At 38.7% G+C, this 25,195-nt stretch carries 22 protein-coding genes; 17 read left to right on the top strand and 5 right to left on the bottom strand.

Going from position 1 to position 25,195, the window contains the following annotated elements:
• The first annotated feature begins 264 nt into the window (after positions 1-264).
• The 14 genes from D8M04_RS06320 (at position 265) to D8M04_RS06255 (ending at position 14,405) form a co-directional block, all read left to right on the top strand.
• Positions 265-1,380 carry a CaiB/BaiF CoA transferase family protein gene (locus D8M04_RS06320; protein WP_121522063.1) on the top strand — a complete coding sequence of 372 codons (1,116 nt, stop codon included), beginning with the start codon at positions 265-267 and terminating at the stop codon, positions 1,378-1,380.
• A gap of 13 nt (positions 1,381-1,393) precedes the next feature.
• Positions 1,394-2,173: an enoyl-CoA hydratase/isomerase family protein gene (locus D8M04_RS06315; RefSeq protein ID WP_121522062.1), complete on the top strand. Its 780-nt coding sequence runs from the start codon at positions 1,394-1,396 to the stop codon at positions 2,171-2,173.
• 60 nt (positions 2,174-2,233) lie between these two features.
• Positions 2,234-3,823 carry a long-chain-fatty-acid--CoA ligase gene (locus D8M04_RS06310; protein ID WP_121522061.1) on the top strand — a complete coding sequence of 530 codons (1,590 nt, stop codon included), beginning with the start codon at positions 2,234-2,236 and terminating at the stop codon, positions 3,821-3,823.
• Between the two features lie 491 nt (positions 3,824-4,314).
• Entirely contained in the window at positions 4,315-4,677 is a 363-nt protein-coding gene (locus tag D8M04_RS06305) for an ArsR/SmtB family transcription factor (protein WP_121522060.1), read from the top strand.
• The gene (locus D8M04_RS06300; RefSeq protein ID WP_121522059.1) at positions 4,674-5,291 is read left to right on the top strand and encodes a CadD family cadmium resistance transporter; all 618 of its coding nucleotides are present in this window, start codon (positions 4,674-4,676) and stop codon (positions 5,289-5,291) included. Before D8M04_RS06305 ends, D8M04_RS06300 begins: the two co-directional genes overlap by 4 nt.
• 29 nt (positions 5,292-5,320) lie before the next feature.
• On the top strand, positions 5,321-6,343 hold the full coding sequence (locus D8M04_RS06295; RefSeq protein ID WP_121522058.1) for a flavin-containing monooxygenase: 1,023 nt from the start codon (positions 5,321-5,323) through the stop codon (positions 6,341-6,343).
• 187 nt (positions 6,344-6,530) lie between these two features.
• Positions 6,531-7,904, top strand: coding sequence for a sigma-54 interaction domain-containing protein (locus D8M04_RS06290; RefSeq protein ID WP_425464000.1), 1,374 nt, complete (start codon positions 6,531-6,533; stop codon positions 7,902-7,904).
• Positions 7,905-8,168: 264 nt separating this feature from the next.
• Entirely contained in the window at positions 8,169-8,858 is a 690-nt protein-coding gene (locus D8M04_RS06285; RefSeq protein ID WP_121522057.1) for a CoA transferase subunit A, read from the top strand.
• Positions 8,859-9,041: 183 nt separating this feature from the next.
• Positions 9,042-9,716 (top strand): 3-oxoacid CoA-transferase subunit B, encoded by a 675-nt coding sequence (locus D8M04_RS06280; RefSeq protein ID WP_121522056.1) that lies wholly within the window; start codon positions 9,042-9,044, stop codon positions 9,714-9,716.
• 49 nt (positions 9,717-9,765) lie between these two features.
• On the top strand, positions 9,766-10,539 hold the full coding sequence (locus D8M04_RS06275) for a 3-hydroxybutyrate dehydrogenase (protein ID WP_121522055.1): 774 nt from the start codon (positions 9,766-9,768) through the stop codon (positions 10,537-10,539).
• A gap of 33 nt (positions 10,540-10,572) precedes the next feature.
• A complete protein-coding gene (locus tag D8M04_RS06270) occupies positions 10,573-12,009 on the top strand; it encodes a GntP family permease (RefSeq protein WP_121522054.1) in 1,437 nt (478 codons plus the stop codon).
• A gap of 66 nt (positions 12,010-12,075) precedes the next feature.
• The gene (locus D8M04_RS06265; RefSeq protein WP_121522053.1) at positions 12,076-13,257 is read left to right on the top strand and encodes a thiolase family protein; all 1,182 of its coding nucleotides are present in this window, start codon (positions 12,076-12,078) and stop codon (positions 13,255-13,257) included.
• Between the two features lie 204 nt (positions 13,258-13,461).
• Positions 13,462-13,926: a hypothetical protein gene (locus D8M04_RS06260; RefSeq protein WP_121522052.1), complete on the top strand. Its 465-nt coding sequence runs from the start codon at positions 13,462-13,464 to the stop codon at positions 13,924-13,926.
• Positions 13,927-14,102: 176 nt separating this feature from the next.
• On the top strand, positions 14,103-14,405 hold the full coding sequence (locus tag D8M04_RS06255; RefSeq protein WP_121522051.1) for an iron-sulfur cluster assembly accessory protein: 303 nt from the start codon (positions 14,103-14,105) through the stop codon (positions 14,403-14,405).
• Between the two features lie 73 nt (positions 14,406-14,478).
• On the opposite strand, the gene D8M04_RS06250 is transcribed toward D8M04_RS06255, so the two are convergent.
• Complete coding sequence (locus D8M04_RS06250; protein ID WP_121522050.1) at positions 14,479-16,572, bottom strand: RNA degradosome polyphosphate kinase; 2,094 nt, start codon at positions 16,570-16,572, stop codon at positions 14,479-14,481.
• Between the two features lie 83 nt (positions 16,573-16,655).
• Positions 16,656-18,182 carry a Ppx/GppA phosphatase family protein gene (locus D8M04_RS06245; RefSeq protein ID WP_121522049.1) on the bottom strand — a complete coding sequence of 509 codons (1,527 nt, stop codon included), beginning with the start codon at positions 18,180-18,182 and terminating at the stop codon, positions 16,656-16,658.
• A 243-nt stretch (positions 18,183-18,425) separates the two neighbouring features.
• Between D8M04_RS06245 and D8M04_RS06240 the strand changes: the two genes are divergently transcribed.
• A complete protein-coding gene (locus tag D8M04_RS06240) occupies positions 18,426-20,321 on the top strand; it encodes a PrkA family serine protein kinase (protein WP_121522048.1) in 1,896 nt (631 codons plus the stop codon).
• A 190-nt stretch (positions 20,322-20,511) separates the two neighbouring features.
• Positions 20,512-21,675: a sporulation protein YhbH gene (gene yhbH, locus D8M04_RS06235; protein WP_121522047.1), complete on the top strand. Its 1,164-nt coding sequence runs from the start codon at positions 20,512-20,514 to the stop codon at positions 21,673-21,675.
• Here yhbH and D8M04_RS06230 read toward each other — a convergent pair.
• Complete coding sequence (locus D8M04_RS06230) at positions 21,650-22,300, bottom strand: hypothetical protein (RefSeq protein ID WP_121522046.1); 651 nt, start codon at positions 22,298-22,300, stop codon at positions 21,650-21,652. The two genes, yhbH and D8M04_RS06230, sit on opposite strands and share 26 nt — an antisense overlap.
• Before the next feature lie 152 nt (positions 22,301-22,452).
• Positions 22,453-22,803 carry a protein YmzB gene (gene ymzB / locus D8M04_RS06225; protein ID WP_121522045.1) on the bottom strand — a complete coding sequence of 117 codons (351 nt, stop codon included), beginning with the start codon at positions 22,801-22,803 and terminating at the stop codon, positions 22,453-22,455.
• A gap of 163 nt (positions 22,804-22,966) precedes the next feature.
• Here ymzB and D8M04_RS06220 point away from each other — a divergent pair, with 163 nt between their 5' ends.
• On the top strand, positions 22,967-24,370 hold the full coding sequence (locus tag D8M04_RS06220; protein ID WP_121522384.1) for a SpoVR family protein: 1,404 nt from the start codon (positions 22,967-22,969) through the stop codon (positions 24,368-24,370).
• A gap of 86 nt (positions 24,371-24,456) precedes the next feature.
• Here D8M04_RS06220 and D8M04_RS06215 read toward each other — a convergent pair whose 3' ends face one another.
• Positions 24,457-25,146, bottom strand: a complete 690-nt coding sequence (locus D8M04_RS06215; protein WP_121522044.1) for a CAP domain-containing protein — start codon at positions 25,144-25,146, stop codon at positions 24,457-24,459.
• Between the last annotated feature and the right edge of the window lie 49 nt (positions 25,147-25,195).

Here is a 25,195-nt window from a genome sequence, read left to right as displayed (position 1 = left end):
TCATAGGCACTCGTCTTTTAACCAAACTCCTGTTTAGCTTGGTTAAATAGACTAGAAATATGAAGCCTTCCTAAATGGGAGGTTTCATACTCCATATACCAGTAACTTATTATCCCCCTATATTAAAGATCTCCGCAATTTTTCCATATAATAATTGACAATGAATATTCAAAACCTTAAAATAATTGTAAACGATTACATAAAACTAAATTGTTTCACAACGTTCTTTAATGAAACTCCATTTCATTTTAAGGAGGAAACACAATGCCACTTACATCCACTCGAGTTCTGGACCTAACCCGCCTCCTTCCAGGGCCATACTGCACTATGATCTTAGCTGACTTTGGAGCAGAAGTGATTAAAATAGAACATCCAAACGGAGGAGATTATCTTCGAGACTACCAGCCAAAGGTAGATGAGAATAGCGCATTTTTCCATTCGCTTAATCGTGGGAAAAAGAGTATTACCTTAGACTTGAAAGATGATCAGGATAAAGAAGCGTTTCTCAAGCTGGTAGAACAGGCAGATGTTCTCGTAGAATCATTCCGACCAGGAGTTATGGAAAAGCTGGGGCTGGATTATGAAATACTAAGGGCCCTTAATCCGCGACTGGTTTATTGTGCAATCACGGGGTTTGGACAAACTGGTCCCTATGCAGAGCAGCCTGGTCATGATATCAATTTTATAAGTCTAGCCGGTTTGCTGAACTTAATGGGAGAAAGGAACAGCCAACCAATCATTCCAACCACACAAATTGCTGATATAGGCGGCGGCGCCCTTCCAGCAACAATTGGCATCTTACTTGCATTAATAGCACGAAATCATTCTGGAAAAGGGCAACTAGTCGATATTTCCATGATGGATGGCGTTATTTCCTGGTTACAAGCCACACTGCCAAACTACTTATCTACCAATCAAACTCCTAGCCGTGGTGAGCAACTATTAGATGGAGGCCGGGCCTGTTACGCTGTCTATGAAACAAAGGATAAACGCTATCTTTCTGTTGGCGCGCTTGAACCGAAGTTCTGGAATGCATTTTGTAAAACGATAGGACGAGAAGATCTAACTCACCAACTAGAGGCACCACTCAACGAACAATACCGCATGAAATACGAAATTCAAACGATTATCCTAGAAAAAACACTTGCTGGATGGGTGGATATTTTTTCAGAAGTAGAAGCCTGTGTTACCCCAGTTCTTACCTATGAGGAAATGATCGAACATCCACAAGTGATTGCGAGACAAATGATTAGAACTAGCAACGACTTACAACTAAGTCACATCGGAATCCCGATTAAATTATCAGACACCCCAGGAAATATTAGAGGACAAGCCCCAAGATTAGGGGAGCATACCCAAGAACTGCTCTCAAAAATGTAGGAGGAGGCAAACTATGTCAACCGTTCAAACGAAATTTCAAGATGGTGTTTTTGAAATTGTTCTTAATCGCCCGGAAAAACTGAATGCTTTAAACAAAGATCTAGCATTAGATTTGTCCCTTGCTGTAAGAGAAGCAAAAACGAATCCTGAGGTTCGCGCCGTTCTAGTCTACGGGAATGGCAAAGGATTTTGTGCAGGTGGAGATTTAAAGGATTTTGGTATTGATATTGATAATCCAACTGAGGTAAGGGAGTTTCTTCAAGTAGGTCACGAAGCCGTCCTAGGACTCTATCAAATGGAAAAACCAGTAATCGGTGCTGTTCATGGTGCAGCAGTTGGAGCAGGCTGTAATATTGCTTTCGCCTGTGACATCGTAATTGCTGATGAGACAGCACTCTTCTCTGAAATTTTCTGTCAGGTTGGTGCAATTCCAGATTTTGGTGGTCTTTATTTTCTGCCGCAAAAAGTTGGCATGCATATCGCCAGTGAACTGATTTTTACAGGCAAAAAGTTAACTGCGAAAGAAGCGAAGGAGTATGGTCTGATTAATCAGGTAACAGTAGCTGGACTAGCTATCGAAAAGGCAAAAGAGCTAGCGACCTCCTTAGCCAAGGGGCCAACGAAAACATTAGGAATTGCAAAACGAATCATGCACCAAGCGCCATACATGTCGATTGAGGATGCTCTGCAACTTGAGGCTTATGGGCAGGCGCTCACCTTCCAATCACGTGATTTCAAAGAAGGCAGAGCTGCATTTATCGAAAAAAGAAAACCTGAATTTCTAGGGCATTAAAGGAGCTCTTAGAATTTAATCAAAAGTTTACTAATAAATTACTCGGGAGGAGATAAAGCAATGATAACACCATTAACTCCACTAGACTGGAAACGTCGTGCAGTCAAATACTATCCAAATAAAATAGCTGTGATTGATGAGGAAAAGGAGTTCACGTATAAGGAATTTGCAGAAAGGGCGGATAAATTATCCGTTGCCCTTCATGATGCTGGGGTTCGACAAGGAGATCATGTCGCTGTGATGCTTCCGAATACCCATTATATGCTGGAGTCTTTCTACGGTATTTGTCAGTTAGGTGCAGTGATGGTTCCGCTTAACTACCGAATTTCCGCGTCTGATATGGAATATATTATCAACCATAGTGATGCGAAAATGCTCATTGTTGATGAGGAGTTTGCCGGGTCTATCGAGGAAATTGTGGACAATTTGTCACTTGAGCAAATTGTTTTAGTAAAAGTAAGAGGACAGCAATCTACACTAGAAGCAATTGAATTTGAAAATTTTATTGATACAGTAACAGACACAACGCTACCTGAAGTGAGCCTTGATGAAAATCAACTGCTTACCATTAACTACACAAGCGGGACAACGTCAAGGCCTAAAGGCGTGATGCTTACCCATCGAGGTAATTACTTGAATGCCGCTGATTTTATGTATCATTTAGGAGTAAAGCACGATGATGTGTATCTCCATACTTTGCCAATGTTTCATGCAAATGGCTGGGGAGGAGTGTGGGCCATAACAGCAGCGGGAGCTACCCATGTCTGTCTGCGAAAAGTTGACCCACCTGTGATTTTTGATTTATTTGAACAGCATGGCATTACTTTACTCTGTGGGGCACCAACTGTAGTAAACATGCTTGTCAATCATCCTTACTCAAAAGAAGCGATCATAACAACCAATCCAAGAATGGGAACGGCAGGCTCTCCACCGGCAGCAGCCTTAATTCAAAAAGCGCAGGACCTTCTAGGCCTAAACATGATTCACGTTTACGGATTAACAGAAACCGCACCATTTATTTTATACTGCGAGTGGAAGAATGAATTTGATGCGAAAACAGCTGACGAACAAGCAACCATTAAGGCGAGACAGGGAATTGAACTTGCTTTTAATGGAGAAACCAAGGTGGTTCGCCCAGATGGCAAAGAGGTAGAGTGGGACGGAAAAGAACTGGGGGAAATTGTGACACGTGGAAATGTAGTAATGAAGGGATATTATAAGGATCCCGAAAGGACAGAAGAAGCACTGAAGGATGGCTGGTTCCATACAGGTGACTTAGCGGTAACATATCCGGATGGCTATATAGAAATTCGTGATCGTGCAAAAGATTTAATTATCTCTGGCGGGGAAAATATATCCTCCACTGAAGTGGAAGGCGTGCTGTACAAGCATCCTGATGTTTTAGAGGTTGCTGTTATTGCTATTCCAGATGAAAAATGGGGCGAGGTTCCAAAAGCGATTATTGTATTGAAGCCTGATGCAATGGTGACTGAGCAAGAAATAATCTCTTATTGCCGAGACAATATGGCCCATTTCAAAGCACCGAAATCAGTTGCGTTTGTAGAAGACTTGCCAAAAACGGCTACTGGAAAACTGCAGAAATTCCGTTTGCGTGAGATGTATTGGGATGGTGCGAAAAAAGTAAATTAAGTATTGGAATATTAAATATCAAAGGCGCCACAAAAGTGTGGGGCCTTTGATATTTATGATTTTTCTAGTGCAAACATATATAAGCGACCATTCGTATGATTCGCAGCCCCATTCGGGCACTCATCCCTTCGATGAACTACCATTCGTTCGATTTTCACCAGTATTCAGGCATTCATAACCACAATGAGTGACCATTCTCTGGATTATAAGCAGTATACGGGCGTTCATCCCTTCGATGAGTGACCTTTCCCTTCATTTTATGGTTGTATTCAAACATTCATCCCTCGATTAGTTACCTTTTTCTAAACTATAATAGCTATCGGCCCTTCAATTCTAATTAAATCATACAACCCTATTGCGCTTTAATAATATTCAATTAAATAAGGTATCAACCACTCTTCTTATCTTTATTCAAATATATACTTGAATAAGAAATGAATAATAGATATATTATATTCAAGTACAAATTTGAATGAATAGGAGGCAAGAAGATGAATAACAATGCTACTTGTGAAATTTTTTGTTATGACGAAGAAAAGGTTGAACGGATACAAAGGGGTATCCAATCCATAGATATTGCTAGTATGACACAAATATTTAAAGTGATGGCTAGCGAAAACAGAGCGAAAATTATCTATGCTTTGTGCCAGGATGAAGAGCTTTGTGTTTGTGATATAGCAAGTATTATAGGTGTTTCTATAGCGAACACTTCCCACCATTTACGAACGCTGCATAAGCAAGGAATGGTTAATTTTAGAAAAGAAGGGAAACTCGCCTTCTATTCATTACAGGATGAACATGTCAAGGAGATATTGATGCTGACATTGGCGCAGAAAGAAAGAGTGATGAAATGATGATTACGGTGTTAACAGCTGCACTGGTTTATGCAGCGACAGGTATAGATTATCTTGTTATATTAATTCTTTTGTTTTCCCAAATAAAAAAAGAACAAGTAAAACATATTTGGCTCGGCCAATATATAGGAACTGCCATTATTATAACGGGGAGTTTACTCGTTTCCCTTGGGGTTGTTAGCTTAATTCCACAGCAATGGGTTATAGGATTATTAGGACTATTGCCACTATACCTTGGTGTAAAAATTTGGATCAAAGGAGAAGAGGAGGAAGATGAAGGAAATATTCTATCTCAATCGTCCTCCAATCGATATAATCAGTTATTTGTGACAGTTACTTTCATCGTACTGGCATCCAGTGCGGATGATTTTTCGATTTACATCCCCTATTTTACCGCATTAAATACTACTGAAATACTGCTCGCTATTATCGTCTTTTTCGTGATGGTTGGAGTTTTATGCTATGTCAGCTATCGCTTAGCTTCTATGAAGTTCATATTGGAAAGAGTAGAGAAATACGAACGGTGGTTGGTACCATTCATTTTTATAGGATTAGGGATTTATATCATGCTTGAGAATGGCACTTTTAATGCGTTGTTTTCTTTCTTGAAATAACAGATTTAAAACATAAAGGAGACTTTTCTATGGATGTCGTGATAATTGGGGGCGGCCAGGCCGGTTTAGCAATGGGCTATGCACTAAAGCGATATAATGTAAGCTTTATCATTCTTGATGAGAACAGTGAAACTGGGGCATCTTGGAAAAAACGCTACGATTCATTAAAATTGTTTACCCCCAGGATGTATAGTCAATTACATAGTATGACTTTTGAAGGAGATCCTATGGGATTTCCTCATAAGGATGAAGTTGTTACGTATTTACAAAAATTCAAATCCACCAATGATTTACCAGTGGTTTACAATCAGAAAGTAATAAAACTATTAAAAGAAGATAAACAGACATTCCGGGTATTCACGCAAGATCAATCTTATACTGCCTGTCATGTTGTTGTGGCTACGGGTGCTTTCTATGATCCTTTCATCCCACCTATTCATGACGGATCTGTACCATTTATGATTCATGCTTCAGATTATCAAAATTCAATCCAAATCCCTCAAGGGGAAGTATTGGTTATCGGAGCTGGAAATACGGGTATCCAGATTGCAGCTGAATTGAGTCGCACGCATTATGTTACTCTTTCAAAAAGTAAAGGTATTAAAAGACTTCCACAAAAAATTGCAGGGAAAAGTTTATTTTGGTGGTATGAAACTTTAGGAGTCTCTAAAGCAAAGCCTGATTCATTGATAGGAAGGTATATTCAAAAGAGAGAGCCAATTATCGGAGACGATTTCCTAACTGTCAAAAAACATGTTGAAGTTGTTAGTAGAGTGAAGGCTGTTAAGAAAGGGATAGCTAGCTTCCAGAATTCGCCTTCTCGAAAAGTAAAGTCAATCATTTGGGCCACGGGGTATCGAAATCATTATTCTTGGATTGATATAAAAGGAGTATTAAATGAGGAAGGCAAACCCATCCATCAATTCGGAGTAAGTAATGTTGAGGGTCTCTATTTTCTTGGATTAAGCTGGCAAAGTAAGAGGAGCTCAGCTTTAATTTATGGTGTAAGTGATGATGCAAATGCGATAGCTGAAAGAATAATGCAGAGGTAAACAGCAGGTGAAAAGCTAAATATGACGAACCCTCGTTTAACTGAGTTATTATCTCTTATATAAATGTTCCGAGTATTATGTTAATGTAAAAAGAGTAGAAACTTTAATCATTCTACGTAGAAAATCATCAAAGAAAGTATAGCCACTTATAGTAGAGTTTCAGCTTATTAAAAATGGAGGTATATAATTGCTTACATTAAATATGCCATACCGTGATGAAATGCTAGAAGCAATTGTTGAGAATCCCTATTACTGTATTGTTGTAGTAGATAAAGACGCTAAAGTGACTTATTTGAGCAAGACATACTGTGACTTTTTAAATATCAAACGTGAAGATGCATTAGGTAAACATGTTGCTGATGTAATTGAAAATTCAAGAATGCACACTGTTGTAGAAACAGGCAAAGAGGAAATCGCCTCTCTTCAATATATCAGGGGTAATTATATGATTGCCAACCGCATTCCCGTTCGAATAGAGGGAGAAGTCATTGGTGCTGTTGGGTTTGTTCTTTATCGTGATACAAAAGAATGGATGGAGATGAATGCCCATATTAAGGAATTGCTGTTGCAATTAGAGCATTATCGGGAGCAGTTGAAGGCAAAGCATGGGGTAACTTACTTTTTACACGATATAATTGGTCGGTCACAAGAGGTAGAATACTTAAAAGAACAAGTAAAAAAGGTTGCACCAGGTGATGTATCGGTTCTCATTCGCGGGGAAAGTGGAACAGGGAAGGAGCAGTTCGCACATAGTATTCACCATTTAAGTAACCGCAGCAATCAGCCATTCATTACAGTAAACTGTGCATCAATTCCAGAGCATTTGCTAGAATCAGAGCTTTTTGGCTATGCAGAAGGTGCTTTTACTGGTGCAAAAAAAGGCGGAAAGCCAGGCAAGTTTCAACTTGCAAACGGAGGAACATTATTTCTAGATGAGATTGGCGATATGCCGATTAATGCACAGGTTAAGATTCTAAGAGTTTTACAGGAAGGGGAAGTGCAGCCAATCGGCGGGGTGGAGACACTGAAAGTGGATGTAAGAATTATTGCAGCGACAAATCAGCCTCTAGAAGAGCTGATTGAGGAGAATAAATTTCGCAAAGACTTATTTTACCGGATAAATGTGATTCAAATGGATATACCGGCATTACGAGAAAGACAGGAAGATATTCATGTTCTGGCAAAATACTTCTTGCATAAAATCTCCGTTCGAGTTGGCAAACGTGTGATTGATATAGCAGAAGATGTTTTAAATTGTTTGATGGAATATGATTGGCCAGGGAATATTCGTGAATTAGAAAATGTAATTGAATTTGCGGTTCACATGACAAATGGAAATTGTATAGAGATGGAAGATCTCCCCGCCCATTTTCACAATGAAGTGGGGGTAAGTGATAAAACGAGTTCACTAAAGGAATTGGTGGAGAAAACAGAAAAGGAAGCCATTCTAAAGGCTTTGAAGAGAACAAATGGCGATAAAAAGGAAGCAGCTAAACTATTAGAGTTAGGAAAGTCTAGTTTATATGAAAAAATAAAAAAATATAGAATCATCGTTCCGTAAATCCGGAAGCGCATTCCGGAAACATGGAATGATAGATGAAATAAACAATCCTAGGAAAGGGATTACATTTCGAAGCTGTTGAACTACTTCCTTCATTCCAGAAATATGGAAAAACAGGTTTATCTTTTCTTTTATTATGACATTTTCCCTAGTTAGGTAGACACTGTTTTAATAAGGAAATTAGCAGTTTTTCGAAAATTTATCATTTTTTAATAAAACTTGGCATAATTTTTGCTATTATAGTATTGAAGGGAGTGGGCAAACATGAAAAAAATTTATACATCTTTTCAGGATGCTGTAACACAAATTGAAGATGGTTCCACAATTATGGTTGGGGGCTTTGGACTTGTTGGAATACCAGAAAACTTAATACTCGCTTTAGCGGATTCTGGTGTGAAGCATTTAACGGTCATATCTAATAACTGTGGGGTAGATGATTGGGGACTTGGTTTGCTATTACAAAATAAGCAGATTGATAAAATGATAGGTTCCTATGTAGGTGAAAACAAAGAATTTGAGCGTCAGGTGCTAGCTGGTGAACTGGAAGTAGAACTTGTTCCTCAAGGAACATTAGCAGAACGCATTCGTGCGGGCGGGGCAGGAATCCCAGCGTTTTATTCTCCAGCAGGTGTGGGAACACCAATTGCGGAAGGGAAAGAAGTCCGCAATTTTGATGGACAGGATTATCTCTTGCAAACGGGATTGAAAGCTGATTTTAGCTTGATACGCGCTGCGCAGGGTGATAAGGCTGGAAACCTGATTTACAATAAAACAGCACAAAACTTTAACCCAATGATGGCAGCGGCAGGAAAAATTACCATTGCTGAAGTCGAAGAGCTTGTAAAAGTTGGGGAACTAGATCCGGCTACAATACATACGCCAGGCATCTATGTACAAGAATTGATTACGGGGCAGCAGGAAAAGCGGATTGAAAAATTAACGCTAAAAGCGTAAGTTCAAAAAGGAGGATAAAAAGGACCAAGAAACTCGAGGAGGCGTAGCTTTGAGGAACGGAACGTATGCAATTAATACGTGAGTACCGGAAAAGCAAGCCAACGAAGAATTTCGAAGTGTCATTTTTACCGGACTTTTTGAAAATCAACTAAAACAAGAAGCATAACAAGGGAGGAAAGCGTCATGGTCAATGTTTTAGATAAAGCGAAAATGAGAGAACGAATAGCAAGAAGGGCAGAGCGGGAAATTGAAAGCGGTTCCTATGTAAATTTGGGGATTGGGATGCCGACAATGGTCGCAAATTATATTGAAAATGGAAAAGAAGTAACCCTTCATTCAGAGAATGGTCTTCTTGGTATTGGGCCTTATCCAACGAAAGAGGAAGTTGATCCTGATTTAATCAATGCTGGAAAAGAGACCGTAACAGCTGCAACAGGTGCTTCTTATTTTAATAGTGCCGAATCATTTGGAATGGTACGAGGTGGGCACCTTGATTTAGCAATACTAGGTGCGATGGAGGTTTCTGAAACAGGTGACCTTGCCAACTGGATGATTCCAAACAAAATGATTAAAGGAATGGGCGGCGCAATGGACATTGTCCATGGCTCTAAAAAGCTTGTTATTATGATGGAGCATGTAAATAAGAAAGGCGAGCCGAAGATTCTTGAAACATGCACGCTGCCTCTGACTGGTGAAAAGGTAGTCGACCGTATTATTACGGAAAGAGCAGTGATTGACGTGACAGATCAAGGATTGGTTTTAGTCGAGGTTGCAAATGGATTCACAAAAGAAGACGTCATAAAATCAACTGGTGTCAATCTAACTATTAGTGATTCTTTAAAATTAGATGCTTATTAATCTATCACACATAAGAAAGAAGTAGAATATAAAAGGGGAAGAATATTTCATGGAAAACAAAGTTGTTTTTGTAACTGGTGCTGCAAGTGGGATTGGGCATCAGATAGGGGTAGAGTTTGCGAAGAACGGGGCAAAGGTTGTATTTACGGATGTCAATGAAGAAAAGTTAAAGGAAGCAACCAGCATTTTAACAGCAGAGGGCTATGACTGTTTAGGGGTAAAATGTGACGTTACAAATGAGGAAGATATCAAAAACGCCATTGATGCAACTATAGAGAAATACGGCAGATTAGATGTGCTATTTAATAATGCTGGCCTGCAGCATGTTGCATCGATTGAAGACTTCCCAACAGAGAAATATGAATTTATGATTAAAGTAATGCTAATTGGCCCATTTATGGCAATCAAGCATGCAATGCCAATTATGAAAAAACAAGGTTCAGGCCGTATTTTGAATATGGCATCGATTAATGGCTTAATTGGATTTGCAGGAAAAGCGGCATACAATAGTGCGAAACACGGTATTATTGGTTTAACCAAAGTTGCAGCATTAGAAGCAGCGGATCATGGGATTACCGTGAATGCAATTTGCCCAGGTTATGTGGATACACCACTTGTTCGTGGACAATTTGAAGACTTAGCGAAAAATCGCAACGTACCTTTAGAAAATGTTCTAGAAGAAGTTCTATATCCTTTAGTTCCACAAAAACGTTTATTAGATGTACAGGAAATTGCAGACTATGCTTTATTCTTAGCAAGCGATAAAGCAAAAGGCGTAACAGGTCAGGCCGTCGTTCTTGATGGTGGATATACAGCACAATAAAAATTAAAATATTCAATGTCGGGGGAAGTGTAAATGGATTTAATTATTATTTTAGTAGCACTAGCGCTGCTAATGACTGCTGCATATCGCGGATATTCTGTTATCTTATTCGCGCCGATAGCTGCCTTATTAGCTGTTGTCTTTATAGAGCCGGCCAACGTTCTGCCGTTTTATTCCGGTGTATTCATGGAAAAGATGGTAGAATTTATTAAGAACTATTTCCCAGTCTTCTTATTAGGTGCCATTTTTGGGAAAGTTGTTGAAATGTCCGGGATTGCAGAATCTATTGCTAAAACAATTGTTCGTTTAATCGGTGCTAAACAGGCTATGTTGACGGTTATCTTGCTAGGTGCAATCTTAACGTATAGTGGGGTAAGTTTATTTGTAGCAGTTTTTGCCATTTATCCTTTTGCGAAACAATTGTTTATCCAAGCAGATATTCCTAAGAGATTGATGCCTGCAACGATTGCACTTGGTGCGTTTACGTTCACAATGGATGCCATACCTGGTACACCACAAATTCAAAACGTTATTCCTACCACTTTCTTTGGGACAAACATTTATGCTGCTCCAACGCTTGGAATAATCGGTGGTATTATTGTCTTAGGTGCTGGGTTAGTATACTTAGAGTGGAGAAAGAGTCAAGCCAAGAAAAAAGGTGAGGGCTATTTTGGGTTTGGAGATGAAGCTGCTGCTCTTGAAAAAGCAGAAGCAGCAGAAAGTGAAGAATCTACTCCAGATATGCAATCGAATCAATCTGTATTAAAACAGATTTTAGCATTCGTTCCTCTTATTCTTGTTGCAGTAATGAATAATTATTTAACAAAAGCAATACCAAGTTGGTATCCAAATGGATTTGATTTTGCCGCGCTTGGATTAGAGCAATATTCTATTGATGTAGCAAAAACTGCTTCTATCTGGGCAGTAGAAATTGCATTGATTGTCGGAATTATTACCGCACTTGCATATAACTTTAAACGTGTAAAGTCAAAGCTTAAAGAAGGACTAAATACTAGTATTGGCGGTTCATTATTAGCCGTTATGAATACAGGTTCAGAATATGGTTTTGGGGGAGTTATTTCCGCTCTACCTGGGTTTACCGCAATTAGTAATGGAATTTCAGGCACATTCACGAATCCACTTGTAAATGGGGCCGTGACGACGAGTACACTCGCAGGTATTACAGGGTCTGCATCTGGAGGAATGGGAATTGCCTTGAGTGCGATGGCAGATCAATACAATCAAGCAATTGCTGCAGCGGGTATTTCACCTGAAGTTATGCACCGTGTTGTCGCAATGGCATCAGGTGGTATGGATACACTTCCACATAACGGGGCTGTTATTACATTGCTCGCTGTTACAGGATTAACGCATAGACAGTCATATGGTGACATTTTCGTGATTACCATTATTAAAACACTAGCAGTATTTGTTGTTATCGCGCTTTACACATGGTTTGGCCTTGTGTAATCAAATTTTGATTGATAGACTTTTAGAAAGCTAATACTATATTATGAATAACTGAGGTGGAGAAGCATGGAATCTGTCTATCTAGTTGAAGGTGCACGCACACCTTTTGGCACATTTGGAGGAAGTCTTAAAGATGTAGAGCCACTAGATTTAGGTGTGGCTGTATATAAGGAAGCTTTAAAACGTAGTGGGGTACGTGCAGAGCAAATTGATTTTACCTTTTTAGGTAATGTCATTCACTCTGCCAAAAATGCACCATATGTTTCTCGCCACATTGCGCTCGAAACCGGTGTCCCAATCGAAAGCCCTTCACTAACATTAAATCGTTTGTGTGGTTCAGGTCTACAAGCAGTTGTTACTGCAGCGCAATCGATTATGCTTGGAGAAGGCAAAGCAGCGATTGCCGGTGGCGTGGAAAATATGAGCCAGTCACCATATGCACTAAGAGGAAGCCGTTTTGGTACAAAATTAAAGACGCCACAAGTGGATGATATGCTCTGGGCTGCGCTAACAGATGAGTATATTGGAAATGGAATGGGGATAACAGCAGAAAATTTAGCTGAGAAATACGGGATAAGTCGTGAAGAGCAAGACGAATACGCCTACTTAAGTCATATGCGAGCCGCAGAAGCACGCAGCCAAGGTCGTTTTAAAGATGAGATTGTTCCCGTTGAGATATCATCTAGAAAAGGCACTATTGTGGTTGAAGAAGATGAGCACATTCGTCCAGAAACCACTGTAGAAAAACTTGCAAAGCTAAAACCATCCTTTAAGAAAGATGGGACGGTAACAGGTGGAAATGCAAGCGGAATTAATGATGGAGCAGGTGCTGTTGTAGTAGCTAACGAATCTTTCGTTCAAGAAAACGACCTAAAACCACTAGCCAGAATTGTATCCTGGGGAATAGCTGGTGTCGATCCGGCTTATATGGGAATTGGTCCAGTACCAGCGATTAAGCAGGCAGTTCAAAAAGCAAATCTATCGCTTGACGATATCGATCTTTTTGAAGTTAATGAAGCCTTTGCTTCCCAATACTTGGCTGTAGAAAAAGAGTTAGGCCTTGAACGTAATAAAGTAAACGTCAATGGCGGAGCTATTGCACTTGGCCATCCGATTGGTGCTAGTGGAACTAGAGTACTTTACACGCTACTAAAAGAATTACAACGCAGAAACAATAAATATGGTGTTGCATCGCTATGCATCGGCGGTGGCCAAGGAATCGCGATGGTAGTGGAGAACCTTTCATAGAAGGCTGTTATACCAGTTGCTATTATATTAGCTTCTTTTGAAATCTATTAAACTTAGAAAGGTCTCGTCCTAGTGATGAGGCTTTTTTCTTTGGCAAATGTCCAAATTCGAAACTTACAATATCCGAGTGGAGATCAGGATTTGAAATAATCCGAAGATAGTTTACAATCTAAATAAAGTACGATCATACGAGGAGTATCCATAATGAAAAAAATGGGGGTAATAGGTGGAATTATTTCGATTCTATTCTTAAGTGGCTGTTTCCATTCAACTGCGGCCAGAATTGTTACTGACATGTACCAAGCGGCTCTTGGAATGGACAAAGAGTTGGTAGAATCGTACTTTTCCGAGGATTATAAAGAGGATAATGAACCTTTTACGGAAGTAGTTGAAAAGTTGAATGTTGATGTCGTAAATAGACAAGGGGTACATCTCATGCATATAACGGAATTAACGAGCAGTCAGTTGACGGAGGAAGCTGTACAAGCATTGAATGAGGATTATCAAGGAGAATGGAGCTTAGTTGTTGCACAAATAGATGAAGACTCTCTGATGGCTTGGATTGTACAGCGAGGAGAGACGCAATATTATATTATGGATGGAAAAGAGATTTCTAACAAAGAGTTCAATGACATTTTAAGAAAGGATACCCTTAGGAAGGGTGGTTAAATTCTTTAATCATCTTAACTAAATTCGTACTCTATGGATGAGATAGTAGCTAAAGTAGATAAGTATAATAAGAGTCTCCTTGCTTGAGCATCAGCTCCTATAAATGGTATAGTTAGTCGTACACTGGAAATAATGAATTCGTGATCCGATTATATAATGCAAAGGAGTTTTAAATAATGAAAGTAAAATTGAACCGTAATGCAGCAAAAGAATTGAAGAAAATGTTAGAAACAGATGAAGCAGAAGGTAAGATGATTCGCGTTTATGTTTCCCATGTTCATGGTGACCATGCCCATTATGGCATTGACTTGGATACGCCTGGGGAGCACGATGAAGTCGTGAAAACAGATAAGGACATCGATATTATTCTTGATTCACGTGAAGACTTCTTAGATGGAGTTTGGATTCAGTACTTTTACGTAGATGAACCTGGATTTGTCATTACTAACCCATCTAAAGGTGGACATCATCATCATTAATTTAAAAAAACTTGCTTATAACTGCAGTTATAAGCAAGTTTTTTAATTGCTATGTCGTCAGGAAAAGTCTGATTTATTCTTCATCCTCCATCACATTATAAGCCATATCAAATAAAGTCATCTGACTGTCAACCAGCTCTTCTCCAGGTCTTGGCTGTACGTAATGGTATGTGCCATCATTAGCTTGCTCTCTTGCTTTTAAATTATCTGCTAATGAGATGTCGAGGACCTCTTTAATTCGTTTTTTATTATGCTTCTCATAAACAGGGAATAAAAGCTCAACACGCTTAATCATATTTCGTGTCATCATGTCGGCTGATGAAAGGAAAATGCGCTCATCACCATTGCTGTAGAAATAATAAATTCGGCTATGCTCAAGGAAACGACCTACGATACTGCGTACCCGAATGTTCTCGCTTACGCCTTCAATACCAGGTTTTAAGCAGCAAATACCCCGAACAATTAAGTCAATTTGTACACCAGCTTGGCTTGCTTCGTAGAACTTCATAATAAGTTCCTTGTCTGTTAAGGAATTCATTTTAGCAATAATGCGACCGTTTCTGAATCTCTTATGGAAATGAATCTCCTCATCCATATAACGTAAGAAATCTCTTCGAATATCAAATGGGGCCATAGATATATGATTGAATTCGGGTTTTTCTGTAAATCCACTTAAATAATTAAAGAAATTCGTTGCATCTATGCCAAATTTACGCTTCGTTGTGATGATTCCCATATCTGTATAGATTTCTGCTGTCTTATCATTATAATTTCCTGTACCTAAATGAACGAATCGTTCAATTTTTTCTCCACGTTTACGAACAACGAGCGTAATTTTACTATGTGTTTTTAAAAAGTTCATGCCGTAAATTACATGGCATCCTGCTTTTTCAAGCTCTTTCGCCCATTGAACATTTCTTTCCTCATCAAATCTTGCTTTCAGTTCAACTAGTACAGTGACTTGCTTGCCGTTTTCTGCAGCTTGTTTTAGCCCCATGATAATGGGGGAGTTTCCACTCACACGATAGAGTGTCTGTTTAATGGCTAAAACTTCCGGGTCCTTTGCGGCTTCTGTTACTAGCTCTACAACAGGCTCAAAAGATTCATAAGGGTGATGCAAAAGAATATCCCTTTTTACTGCAGCTTCAAAGACAGTTTCATGCTCATGTATATCTTGTGGATGCTGCGGAATTAATGTTTGATAGATGAGATGCTCATATCTTGGTTCTACTTCATTTATAAAACCAAATAAAAATGTTAAATCCAGAGGACCATCCACGATATATAAGTCATCCTTATGAATTTCCAAGACATGAAGCAGAAAGTTTATCGTATTCTTGTCATATTTCCCATCTCTGACTTCTAGGCGAACAGCAGCTCCCCATTTTCTTTTCTTTATCTCTTTTTCAATTTCCTTAAGTAAGTCTCTTGCACCTTCCTCATGGATAGTCATATCTGCATTTCTGGTAATCCGAAACTCGCTAACTGATTTAACATGATATCCGTGAAATAGTTTATGAAGAAAATAGGAAATCGTATCTTCCAACATGACATACTTGTCTTCTTTTCCAATTTTAATAAAACGTTTAAGAAGAGCAGGGACTTGTACAATGGCAGTTTTAATTTTGCTGTCAATATCCACTGTATCTTGTAAAGTAACCATCAGGTTAATTGATTTATTCATTAGCAAGGGAAACGGATGGTAAGCATCGATTGCCAGCGGTGTTAATACTGGGAAAATTTGTTCATCGAAATAATCCTCTAATTGTGTTTTTTGATCATTCGATAGATCTTCAATAGATACAATAGAAACATTTTCTTCTTTTAATAACCCTAACAGTTTTTTATATCCTTCATATTGTTGACGGACATTCTCATGGTTTAACTCTCCAATAGCTCTTAATTGCTGTTTTGGTGTTAATCCAGCTTTGTTTTCGGGCTTATTAAATCCAGCCTTCACTTGATCCTTTAATCCAGCTACACGCACCATAAAGAATTCATCTAGATTAGAGGATACGATGGCAACAAACTTTAAGCGTTCTATTAACGGATTTCTTGTGTCAAATGCATCATCAAGAACACGTTTGTTAAATGCCAGCCAGCTCAGCTCTCGATTATTGTAATAAGATGGATTGTTTAGATTTATTTGTTCTGTCGTTTTTTCCAAATTATCATCACCCTTTTCTTTCTCTAACTATTATATTAGAGATATACCGATTATCATTCAAGGTTTAAAAGATTTAATTCAGTTTAATCTATTGCTTGAAATTGAAGAACCAAATTTTTATTTAATGCTTTTTCAATATGTTTCTTTTGTTTGGTAGCTTGGTATTCCTCGGGCTTATAATCTTTATTACAATAAATCGTTACTTCCATTTGTTTACCCTTCGTTTCTACATCCAAATCCACTACAACCTGTCTTTTGGTTGCATCGAGACAGTAAGAAAATTTTAAAATGGCGCCAAGGAGACTTAATTTGTCTTTCTCTTCTTTTGAAAACCAATCCTCATATGGAAGTATAAACTGTTTAAAAATATTTTTACTTTTAAACGATGCGAGTAATGCAAGCTTAAGACGATCAATATGCATTAAACCGTCTATAGTGCGATTCGCTAACAGATAGAAGGTATGCTGTGCACTTGATTCCGAATCAATATATTCTCCCAAATTATATACACAGCATGCACGCTCCAACAACATCCAATCACTTTCAGAAAGCGATCCTAGTTCCTTTTCCTTAAAGCCGTTAAATACTTTTCTGGTTAGAAACTGCATATATTGATTATGTTTTTCATCAAGATTGTATTGATGCATAAGTTCTTCAATACTATCCTGCAATACATTAGGATAAAGTCGATTATCTAAGTCTTGCGTCAGTTTTTCATAAAAGACGCCATCACGGAGCCCTTTCCTGCTTAAGATAAATCCGGTAGCTGAGATGGTTTCATACAGGGTTAGGAAAACCGTTATGGCAGGGACAATGGTATCTGCTCGATCTGTCGATAAACCATCCACTTTCTCTAATTCAGCCTTGGATAGAGGCGAAAGCTGATTTAATACTTGCGCAATATCTTTGTTATTCATTTGATACTGATGGAGTCCCGCTAACGGATAATCCTTCATGCTTTGGTCAATCTGTGCAAGGTTACGGGCACTTCCACCAATTCCAATTAAGGCTACGTGCCTCTCTTTTAACCAGTCTAAGCTATTAAATTGCTCTGTCAGGAATTTACGCAGCTTAGATACTGCTTTCTCTCCCTGATATTCAGTGAAAAAGCTCTTTAATGTTAAGGCACCGAAAGGGAAACTATGGGAATGTCTAATCACTCGATCTTTAAAGTATGTTACTTCCGTACTACCTCCACCGATATCTACTGTAATTCCCTCTGCTATAGAAGTGGAGTTAACGACAGATAAATAACCATAATAGGCTTCTTCCTTTTCAGAAAGAATGCGCATTTCCCATCCCAATTTCTCTTGCACGATTCTCTTTATCTCTTCTTTATTTGTCGCTTGGCGAATCGTTGCGGTTGCTACAACAGACAATTGGGATAGGGAATAGATTTCAATTACTTCTTTAAAACTCTTTAATGTGGATAGCATCTTATGGATGCCTTCTTCTGTTAATTCGTTGCCTGCGTCAAGGTAATTCCTTAGTCTAGCAACTGATTTTACGTTTTCTACTTCATGTAACCGTCCAGTTTTGATTTGTGAATAGATGACTAGTCGCATGGTATTTGAACCAATATCTATAACGGCGTAATAATTTTTTTGCATAAAATGAATCACCTCATATACATATAAATATAACAGGAATCGAAATTCGTGTCAGTCATTTACCTGGAAGAGATTGTATGATAATTCATTACATATTTCCCGGGTAATATACCCTGATTGTCGATTCTTGTAAAAAAATGCAGCAGCTGGAGAAGGGTAAGAACTTGCTGTGAATGAGACAAGATGTACGTGCATATGATGTATAAACCACGGGACTACATCTACATGGAGGGGAGAATATAGATGGATATACTTGGTAAAGTAAAGGGCTATCGAGAAGAAGAAGAGAGATTGAAGTGGGAAGGTACTTTCGCGGAATACTTGGATATTATTAAGGAAAGACCAGAGGTAGCGCAATCTGCACATTCACGTGTATTTAATATGATAAAAGATGCTGGGATCGAGAATAGTAATGGATTAAAGAAATATAAGTTCTTTGAGAATGAAATTTTTGGTTTAGAGGAAGCTTTGGAAAAATTAGTGGAAGAATATTTTCACCCTGCAGCGAAGCGTCTAGATGTAAGAAAGCGAATTCTCTTATTAATGGGTCCAGTTAGTGGTGGGAAGTCTACGATAGTAAGTATACTAAAAAGGGGATTAGAGCAATATTCAAGAACAGATGCTGGTGCAGTATATGCAATTAAAGGCTGCCCAATGCATGAAGACCCGTTGCATCTTATTCCACATCACCTAAGGGAAGAATTTTATGAGGAATATGGTATTCGCATTGAGGGAAGCTTATCCCCATTAAATACGATGCGATTGGAAAAGGAATATGATAGTCGAATTGAGGATGTATTAGTAGAAAGGATATTTTTCTCAGAGGATAAGCGTGTTGGGATTGGAACGTTTAGCCCGTCAGATCCCAAATCACAAGATATTGCAGATTTAACAGGAAGCATTGATTTTTCAACCATTGCCGAATACGGGTCAGAGTCCGATCCGAGAGCCTACCGGTTTGACGGAGAATTAAATAAAGCAAACAGAGGGATGATGGAGTTCCAGGAAATCTTGAAGTCGGATGAGAAGTTTCTATGGCACTTATTATCTTTAACGCAGGAAGGGAATTTTAAAGCAGGCAGGTTCGCTTTAATTTCGGCAGATGAATTGATAGTAGCTCACACGAATGAGGCAGAATATCGTTCATTCATTTCGAATAAGAAAAATGAAGCCTTGCATTCCCGTATCATTGTCATGCCGATACCATATAATTTACGTGTTAGCGAAGAAGAAAGGATCTATGAAAAGATGATTCGCACGAGTGATATGGCACATGTTCATATTGCTCCGCATGCTTTCAAAGTAGCGGCTACTTTCTCGATTTTAACTAGATTAAAGGAATCCAAGAAGCAAGGTGTGGATTTACTGAAGAAACTTAGGTTATATGATGGGCAGGATGTCGAAGGCTTCAATCAAGTGGACGTAGAAGAAATGAAGCGGGAATACCAGGATGAAGGCATGGATGGAATTGATCCGCGCTATGTTATTAATCGTATTTCTTCTACCATTATTCGTAAGGAAGTACCTTCGATTAATGCACTTGATGTACTGCGCTCTTTAAAGGATGGGCTTGACCAGCATCCATCGATTTCCAGTGATGATAAAGAAAAGTTTATGAATTATATCGCGATTGCTCGTAAAGAGTACGATGATATTGCTAAGAAAGAAGTACAGAAAGCTTTTGTATATTCTTATGAAGAATCTGCGAAGACACTTATGGATAATTATTTAGATAATGTGGAAGCATACTGCAACAAAAATAAATTACGTGATCCATTGACAGGCGAAGAAATGAATCCAGATGAAAAATTAATGCGTTCGATTGAAGAGCAAATTGGTATTTCAGAAAATGCGAAGAAGGCATTCCGTGAAGAAATATTAATTCGATTGTCTGCATTTGCGAGAAAAGGAAAGCGATTCGATTATAATTCTCACGAGCGTTTAAGAGAAGCGATACAGAAGAAACTTTTTGCAGATCTGAAGGATGTTGTGAAGATAACAACTTCATCTAAAACACCTGATGAGTCACAGTTGAAGAAGGTTAACGAGGTTATTGCTAGATTAATAGATGAATATGGATACAATTCTACTTCTGCAAATGAACTGCTTCGTTATGTTGGTAGCTTATTAAATAGATAATTGGCGATGATAACCAAAATTGGAACAGGGCTAATTCATTATTTAGCTCTGTTTTTTAATCTATTTCTTTTAAAAATAGCAATAAGTAAACTCGTCTTGCATAATATAAATAAAAGCACGATAAACACTTTAAATTGTCTACTTATAGATAAATAACAGAAAATTCAAATTTATAAAGGAGAGGTTCGATTTGTCGGAAAAGCAGAAAACGAACTTTGTTGTTTCTCAGGAAGACTGGTCTCTCCATCGAAAAGGCTATCAGGATCAACAACGGCATATTGAAAAAGTAAAGGATGCCATAAAAAATAATTTGCCCGATTTGATAACAGAAGAAAATATTATTCTTTCAAACGGCCGGGAAGTAGTGAAGATCCCGATTCGCTCTTTAGATGAGTACAAAATTCGCTACAGCTATAATAAAAATAAACATGTTGGCCAGGGAGATGGGGATAGTCAGGTAGGGGATGTTATCGCACGTGAACCATCATCAGGTGAGAAAGGGCAGGGGCAAGGAAAGCAAGCTGGAAACCAGCCAGGATCTGACTATTATGAAGCGGAAGTGTCGATTGAAGAGGTAGAGGAAGCTTTATTTAAAGACCTGGAATTACCAAATCTTCAAAGAAAAGAACAAGATGAAATTACGGTTGAAAAGATTGAATTCAATGATGTACGTAAAAAAGGGTTAATGGGTAATATTGATAAAAAGCGAACGATATTAACGGCTTTAAAACGAAATGCGAGGGAAGGAAAAAGTTCCATAGCCCCGATAAGGAATGATGATTTACGTTTTAAAACATGGAATGAAGTTATAAAGCCAGAATCAAAAGCCGTTGTTCTTGCGATGATGGATACAAGTGCCTCTATGGGAACTTTTGAGAAGTATATGGCAAGAAGCTTCTTTTTCTGGATGACACGCTTTTTACGGACAAAATATGAATCCGTTTCAATCGAATTCATTGCTCATCATACAGAAGCAAAGGTAGTTTCAGAGGATGACTTTTTTAATAAAGGGGAAAGCGGAGGGACGATTTGTTCATCGGCTTATATGAAAGCATTGGAATTGATCCAAGGGAAATATAGTCCGACACGTTATAATATCTATCCATTCCATTTTTCAGATGGAGAGAATATTACGTCCGATAACGCGAAATGTATTGAATTAGTAAAAGAGATAATGGATGTATCGGCAATGTTTGGCTATGGCGAAGTAAATGGTTATAATCGTTATTCTACATTAATGAATGCCTACCGAAATATTGACGATCCGAAATTCCGTTATTATATATTGAAAGAAAAACGCGATGTTTATAACGCAATGAAAACCTTCTTTATAAAAGAAGAAGCAGCTGTCTAGCCTCCCGAATGGGGGGTTTTTGTATTGTTAGATGGAGTAGGGATTGAGATACTTTAGTGTGAGCATCGCTTTTGAACAAGCAGTTATCGTCTTCGAGAGGGGTAAAATCGACCTTGAGTGGGTAAACATCGCCTTTGAGAAGCAGAACATCGCCCTCGAGAGGAGAAACATCGCTCTCGAGAGAAGAAAAATCGCCCTCGAGTGGGTAAGCATCGCCTTCGAGAAGCAGAACATCACCCTTGAGAGGAGAAACATAGCCCTCGAGTGGGTAAGCATCGCCTTCGAGAAGCAGAACATCACACTTGAGAGGAGAAAAATCGCCCTCGAGTAGGTAAGCATCGCCTTCGAGAAGCAGAACATCACCCTTGAGAGGAGAAACATAGCCCTCGAGTGGGTAAGCATCGCCTTCGAGAAGCAGAACATCACCCTTGAGAGGAGAAACATAGCCCTCGAGTAGGTAAGCATCGCCTTCGAGAAGCAGAATATCACCCTTGAGAGGAGAAACGTCGCCCTCGAGTAGGTAAGCATCGCCTTCGAGAAGCAGAACATCACCCTCGAGAGGAGAAACATCGCCCTCGGGAGAATGAACATCGCCCTCGAGAAGTAAAACACCACTTCCGATCAAAAGTTACACCAAACTAGCAGCACTTTCAGCAAAGAAAATGGAAAAGAAATCAGCAGCAATACTGATTTCTTAAGTGTATTAGCTTTTAGGGAAATGCCGTCGTTACACTTTTGCAGTAGGGAAATTCATGCTTTCTTATTTCCTGAAAAAAATTAAACTAATAATTCTATCGTATACACCCCACGTGAGGTGCTGACAATAAAGCGAGATCCATCAAATTCATATAAAGCGCTGTCCTCTAATGGAATTTCATATAATTGCGATGGGAGTGGCTGATATTCATTTAAGGTTGTTTCTATAACACCACTACCATTTAACTGCATTGAATACAATGACACATAATCATCTGAACGGGTTGCTTCTTTCGAATATGAAATAGCTGATAAATTCATTAAAGTTTCATCAAAATCATCCAGCTCATGTTTGGTAATTTTTATTTTTCTTCCGTTCCATTGTTTCATTAACTCGTTAAATTCTTCTATTGATAAAAAAACTGGCTCCATACTCATCCCTCCTACTTGTTAAAATGTCCTTGTTTCTAAGAAATCATGCATGATTTTACTTGCTGGTTAAGTTCATTATTTTGTCATTTGCTTCATACACTATAAAAAGGATTTTGTTTGTGAATAAGAGAAAAAGCTCTATTGGAGGGGATATTCGTTGTCAATGACAAAGGAGCTTCGTTATGCTATTGCCGAAATAACCGAAATCGCGGAAGATTTTGGCTTAGACTTTTATTCGATGCGATATGAAATTTGTCCTGCAGATATTATTTATACGTTTGGTGCCTATGGAATGCCGACGCGTTTTTCACATTGGAGCTTTGGAAAGCAATTTCACCGTATGAAGCTGCAGTATGACCTTGGTTTAAGCCAAATATATGAATTGGTTATTAATTCCGATCCATGCTATGCGTTTTTGCTGAATACGAATAGTTTAATCCAGAACAAACTTATTATTGCCCACGTCTTAGCCCACTGTGATTTCTTCAAGAATAATGTTCGCTTCTCTAACACAAGACGCGACATGGTGGAGAGCATGACAGCAACCGCAGAGAGAATTGCCCAATATGAATTGATTTATGGCAAGGATGAGGTTGAGAAATTCTTAGATGCTGTTTTATCCATCCAGGAGCACATTGATCCTTCGATTATTAAATCAAAGCTCTCCTATGATATGGATGACGATGAAGAAGAAGAGCTGATTGCGCCAAAATCAGAGTATGATGATTTATGGAGTATTGGGGAAAAGCCAAAACCGAAGAAAATTCGTAAGCGGAAAAAGGACAGAAAGTTTCCTCCCAATCCGGAAAAGGACCTCCTGTTGTTTATTGAAGAATTCAGCAGGGAACTAGAGGACTGGCAGCGTGATATTTTAACGATGATGCGGGAAGAGATGCTGTATTTTTGGCCACAGCTAGAGACGAAAATCATGAACGAAGGCTGGGCATCCTACTGGCATCAGCAAATCATGCGAGAGCTTGATCTAACAACAGATGAAACCATTGAATATTCTAAGCTAAATGCGGGTGTGGTACAGCCCTCCAGAACTTCCATCAATCCATATTACTTGGGAATTAAAATTTTTGAAGATATCGAGGAGCGCTACAATAACCCAACGGAAGAAATGAAAAAGCTTGGGATCGAACCTGGTAAAGGCAGGGAGAAGATTTTTGAAGTAAGGGAAATAGAATCGGATATTTCATTTATCCGCAATTATTTAACAAAAGAAATGGTACAACGAGAGGATATGTACTTGTTTGAAAAAAAAGGCCGCGATTACCGAATTACAGAAAAGGATTATGAACAAGTCCGTGATCAGTTGGTTTCCATGCGGGTGAATGGCGGTTTTCCATTTATTACGGTGGAGAACGGTGATTATCTCCGAAATGGAGAACTGTATTTATCACACGGATATGAAGGAATTGAGCTTGATCTGCATTATTTAGAGCATGTTTTGCCATATATTCATCAATTATGGGGAAGAACTGTGCATATGGAAACAGTAGTTGAAGAGCGTCGAGCAGTTTATTCCTATGATGGCAATAAAATAACAAAGCGTAATTTATAAGATAAAGGAGAGCGATGACCAAGGCCTATCGCTCTCCTTTATAAATAGCACTAAAGTTTACATAAAGCACATTAGAATTTAAAATTCTATTTCCTAATAAACATTTGCGTCCAGTAGTTCCCATCCTCAATATAACCAACACCAATGTGTGTATAGCCACCATTCATGATATTTGCTCGGTGGCCTTCACTATTCATCCAATCATCTACTACCTGTTCGGCTGATCTTTGTCCCATAGCGATATTTTCTCCTGCAGAACGATAGGTCACACCAAAACCAGCCATCATATCAAATGGACTGCCATATGTTGGACTTTCATGGGAAAAATAGCGATTCGCATGCATATCCCTTGATTTTTCTCTGGCAACAGAGGATAGCGTGTAGTCTATCTCAAGCAGATTTAAACCTGCTTGTTGTCTTTCTTCGTTGGTTAATTCTACCACTTGATACTCCATTTCTTTTAACCCATTTGTATTCTCATTTTCTTGATCAATTTCCGGCTGGTTTTGCTGATAGTTATACGTATTAGGAAAGTTGTTGCGTAATTCTTGATTTGGCGCTTGTTCTGTTTCCATGCTAATCGGTCTGAAATTGTTGCCAAAGCCTTCTCCTTGATGGTCTGGACTCTGAGTTTGTGGATAATACGTACTTGGTGCATTTGTTCTTAAACTAGAAGTGGTTGGTGAGTCTTGATTTACCTCAGGTGTATTTGGTGCACCACAAGCTGATAAGGAAATTGCAATACTTATTACAAAAAGGATGATATATCTTTTCATCTTTTTAGCTCCAATCTTTTGTGTGAAGTGTTCATGGTTATTCTCCCTA

It is taken from the genome of Oceanobacillus piezotolerans, from assembly GCF_003665065.1.
Taxonomy (GTDB): Bacteria; Bacillota; Bacilli; order Bacillales; family Amphibacillaceae; genus Oceanobacillus; species Oceanobacillus piezotolerans.
The sequence above is the reverse complement of the archived record's forward strand: the minus strand, read 5'-3'. Positions and strand labels throughout refer to the sequence as shown.

What these genes read in the sequence shown, in the direction of transcription:
- D8M04_RS06320 (WP_121522063.1), top strand. Translation starts at nt 265, where the DNA reads ATGCCACTTACATCCACTCGAGTTCTGGACCTAACCCGCCTCCTTCCA.
- D8M04_RS06315 (WP_121522062.1), top strand. Translation starts at nt 1,394, where the DNA reads ATGTCAACCGTTCAAACGAAATTTCAAGATGGTGTTTTTGAAATTGTT.
- D8M04_RS06310 (WP_121522061.1), top strand. Translation starts at nt 2,234, where the DNA reads ATGATAACACCATTAACTCCACTAGACTGGAAACGTCGTGCAGTCAAA.
- D8M04_RS06305 (WP_121522060.1), top strand. Translation starts at nt 4,315, where the DNA reads ATGAATAACAATGCTACTTGTGAAATTTTTTGTTATGACGAAGAAAAG.
- D8M04_RS06300 (WP_121522059.1), top strand. Translation starts at nt 4,674, where the DNA reads ATGATGATTACGGTGTTAACAGCTGCACTGGTTTATGCAGCGACAGGT.
- D8M04_RS06295 (WP_121522058.1), top strand. Translation starts at nt 5,321, where the DNA reads ATGGATGTCGTGATAATTGGGGGCGGCCAGGCCGGTTTAGCAATGGGC.
- D8M04_RS06285 (WP_121522057.1), top strand. Translation starts at nt 8,169, where the DNA reads ATGAAAAAAATTTATACATCTTTTCAGGATGCTGTAACACAAATTGAA.
- D8M04_RS06280 (WP_121522056.1), top strand. Translation starts at nt 9,042, where the DNA reads ATGGTCAATGTTTTAGATAAAGCGAAAATGAGAGAACGAATAGCAAGA.
- D8M04_RS06275 (WP_121522055.1), top strand. Translation starts at nt 9,766, where the DNA reads ATGGAAAACAAAGTTGTTTTTGTAACTGGTGCTGCAAGTGGGATTGGG.
- D8M04_RS06270 (WP_121522054.1), top strand. Translation starts at nt 10,573, where the DNA reads ATGGATTTAATTATTATTTTAGTAGCACTAGCGCTGCTAATGACTGCT.
- D8M04_RS06265 (WP_121522053.1), top strand. Translation starts at nt 12,076, where the DNA reads ATGGAATCTGTCTATCTAGTTGAAGGTGCACGCACACCTTTTGGCACA.
- D8M04_RS06260 (WP_121522052.1), top strand. Translation starts at nt 13,462, where the DNA reads ATGAAAAAAATGGGGGTAATAGGTGGAATTATTTCGATTCTATTCTTA.
- D8M04_RS06255 (WP_121522051.1), top strand. Translation starts at nt 14,103, where the DNA reads ATGAAAGTAAAATTGAACCGTAATGCAGCAAAAGAATTGAAGAAAATG.
- D8M04_RS06245 (WP_121522049.1), bottom strand. Translation starts at nt 18,182, where the DNA reads ATGCAAAAAAATTATTACGCCGTTATAGATATTGGTTCAAATACCATG.
- D8M04_RS06240 (WP_121522048.1), top strand. Translation starts at nt 18,426, where the DNA reads ATGGATATACTTGGTAAAGTAAAGGGCTATCGAGAAGAAGAAGAGAGA.
- ymzB (WP_121522045.1), bottom strand. Translation starts at nt 22,803, where the DNA reads ATGGAGCCAGTTTTTTTATCAATAGAAGAATTTAACGAGTTAATGAAA.
- D8M04_RS06220 (WP_121522384.1), top strand. Translation starts at nt 22,967, where the DNA reads ATGACAAAGGAGCTTCGTTATGCTATTGCCGAAATAACCGAAATCGCG.
- D8M04_RS06215 (WP_121522044.1), bottom strand. Translation starts at nt 25,146, where the DNA reads ATGAAAAGATATATCATCCTTTTTGTAATAAGTATTGCAATTTCCTTA.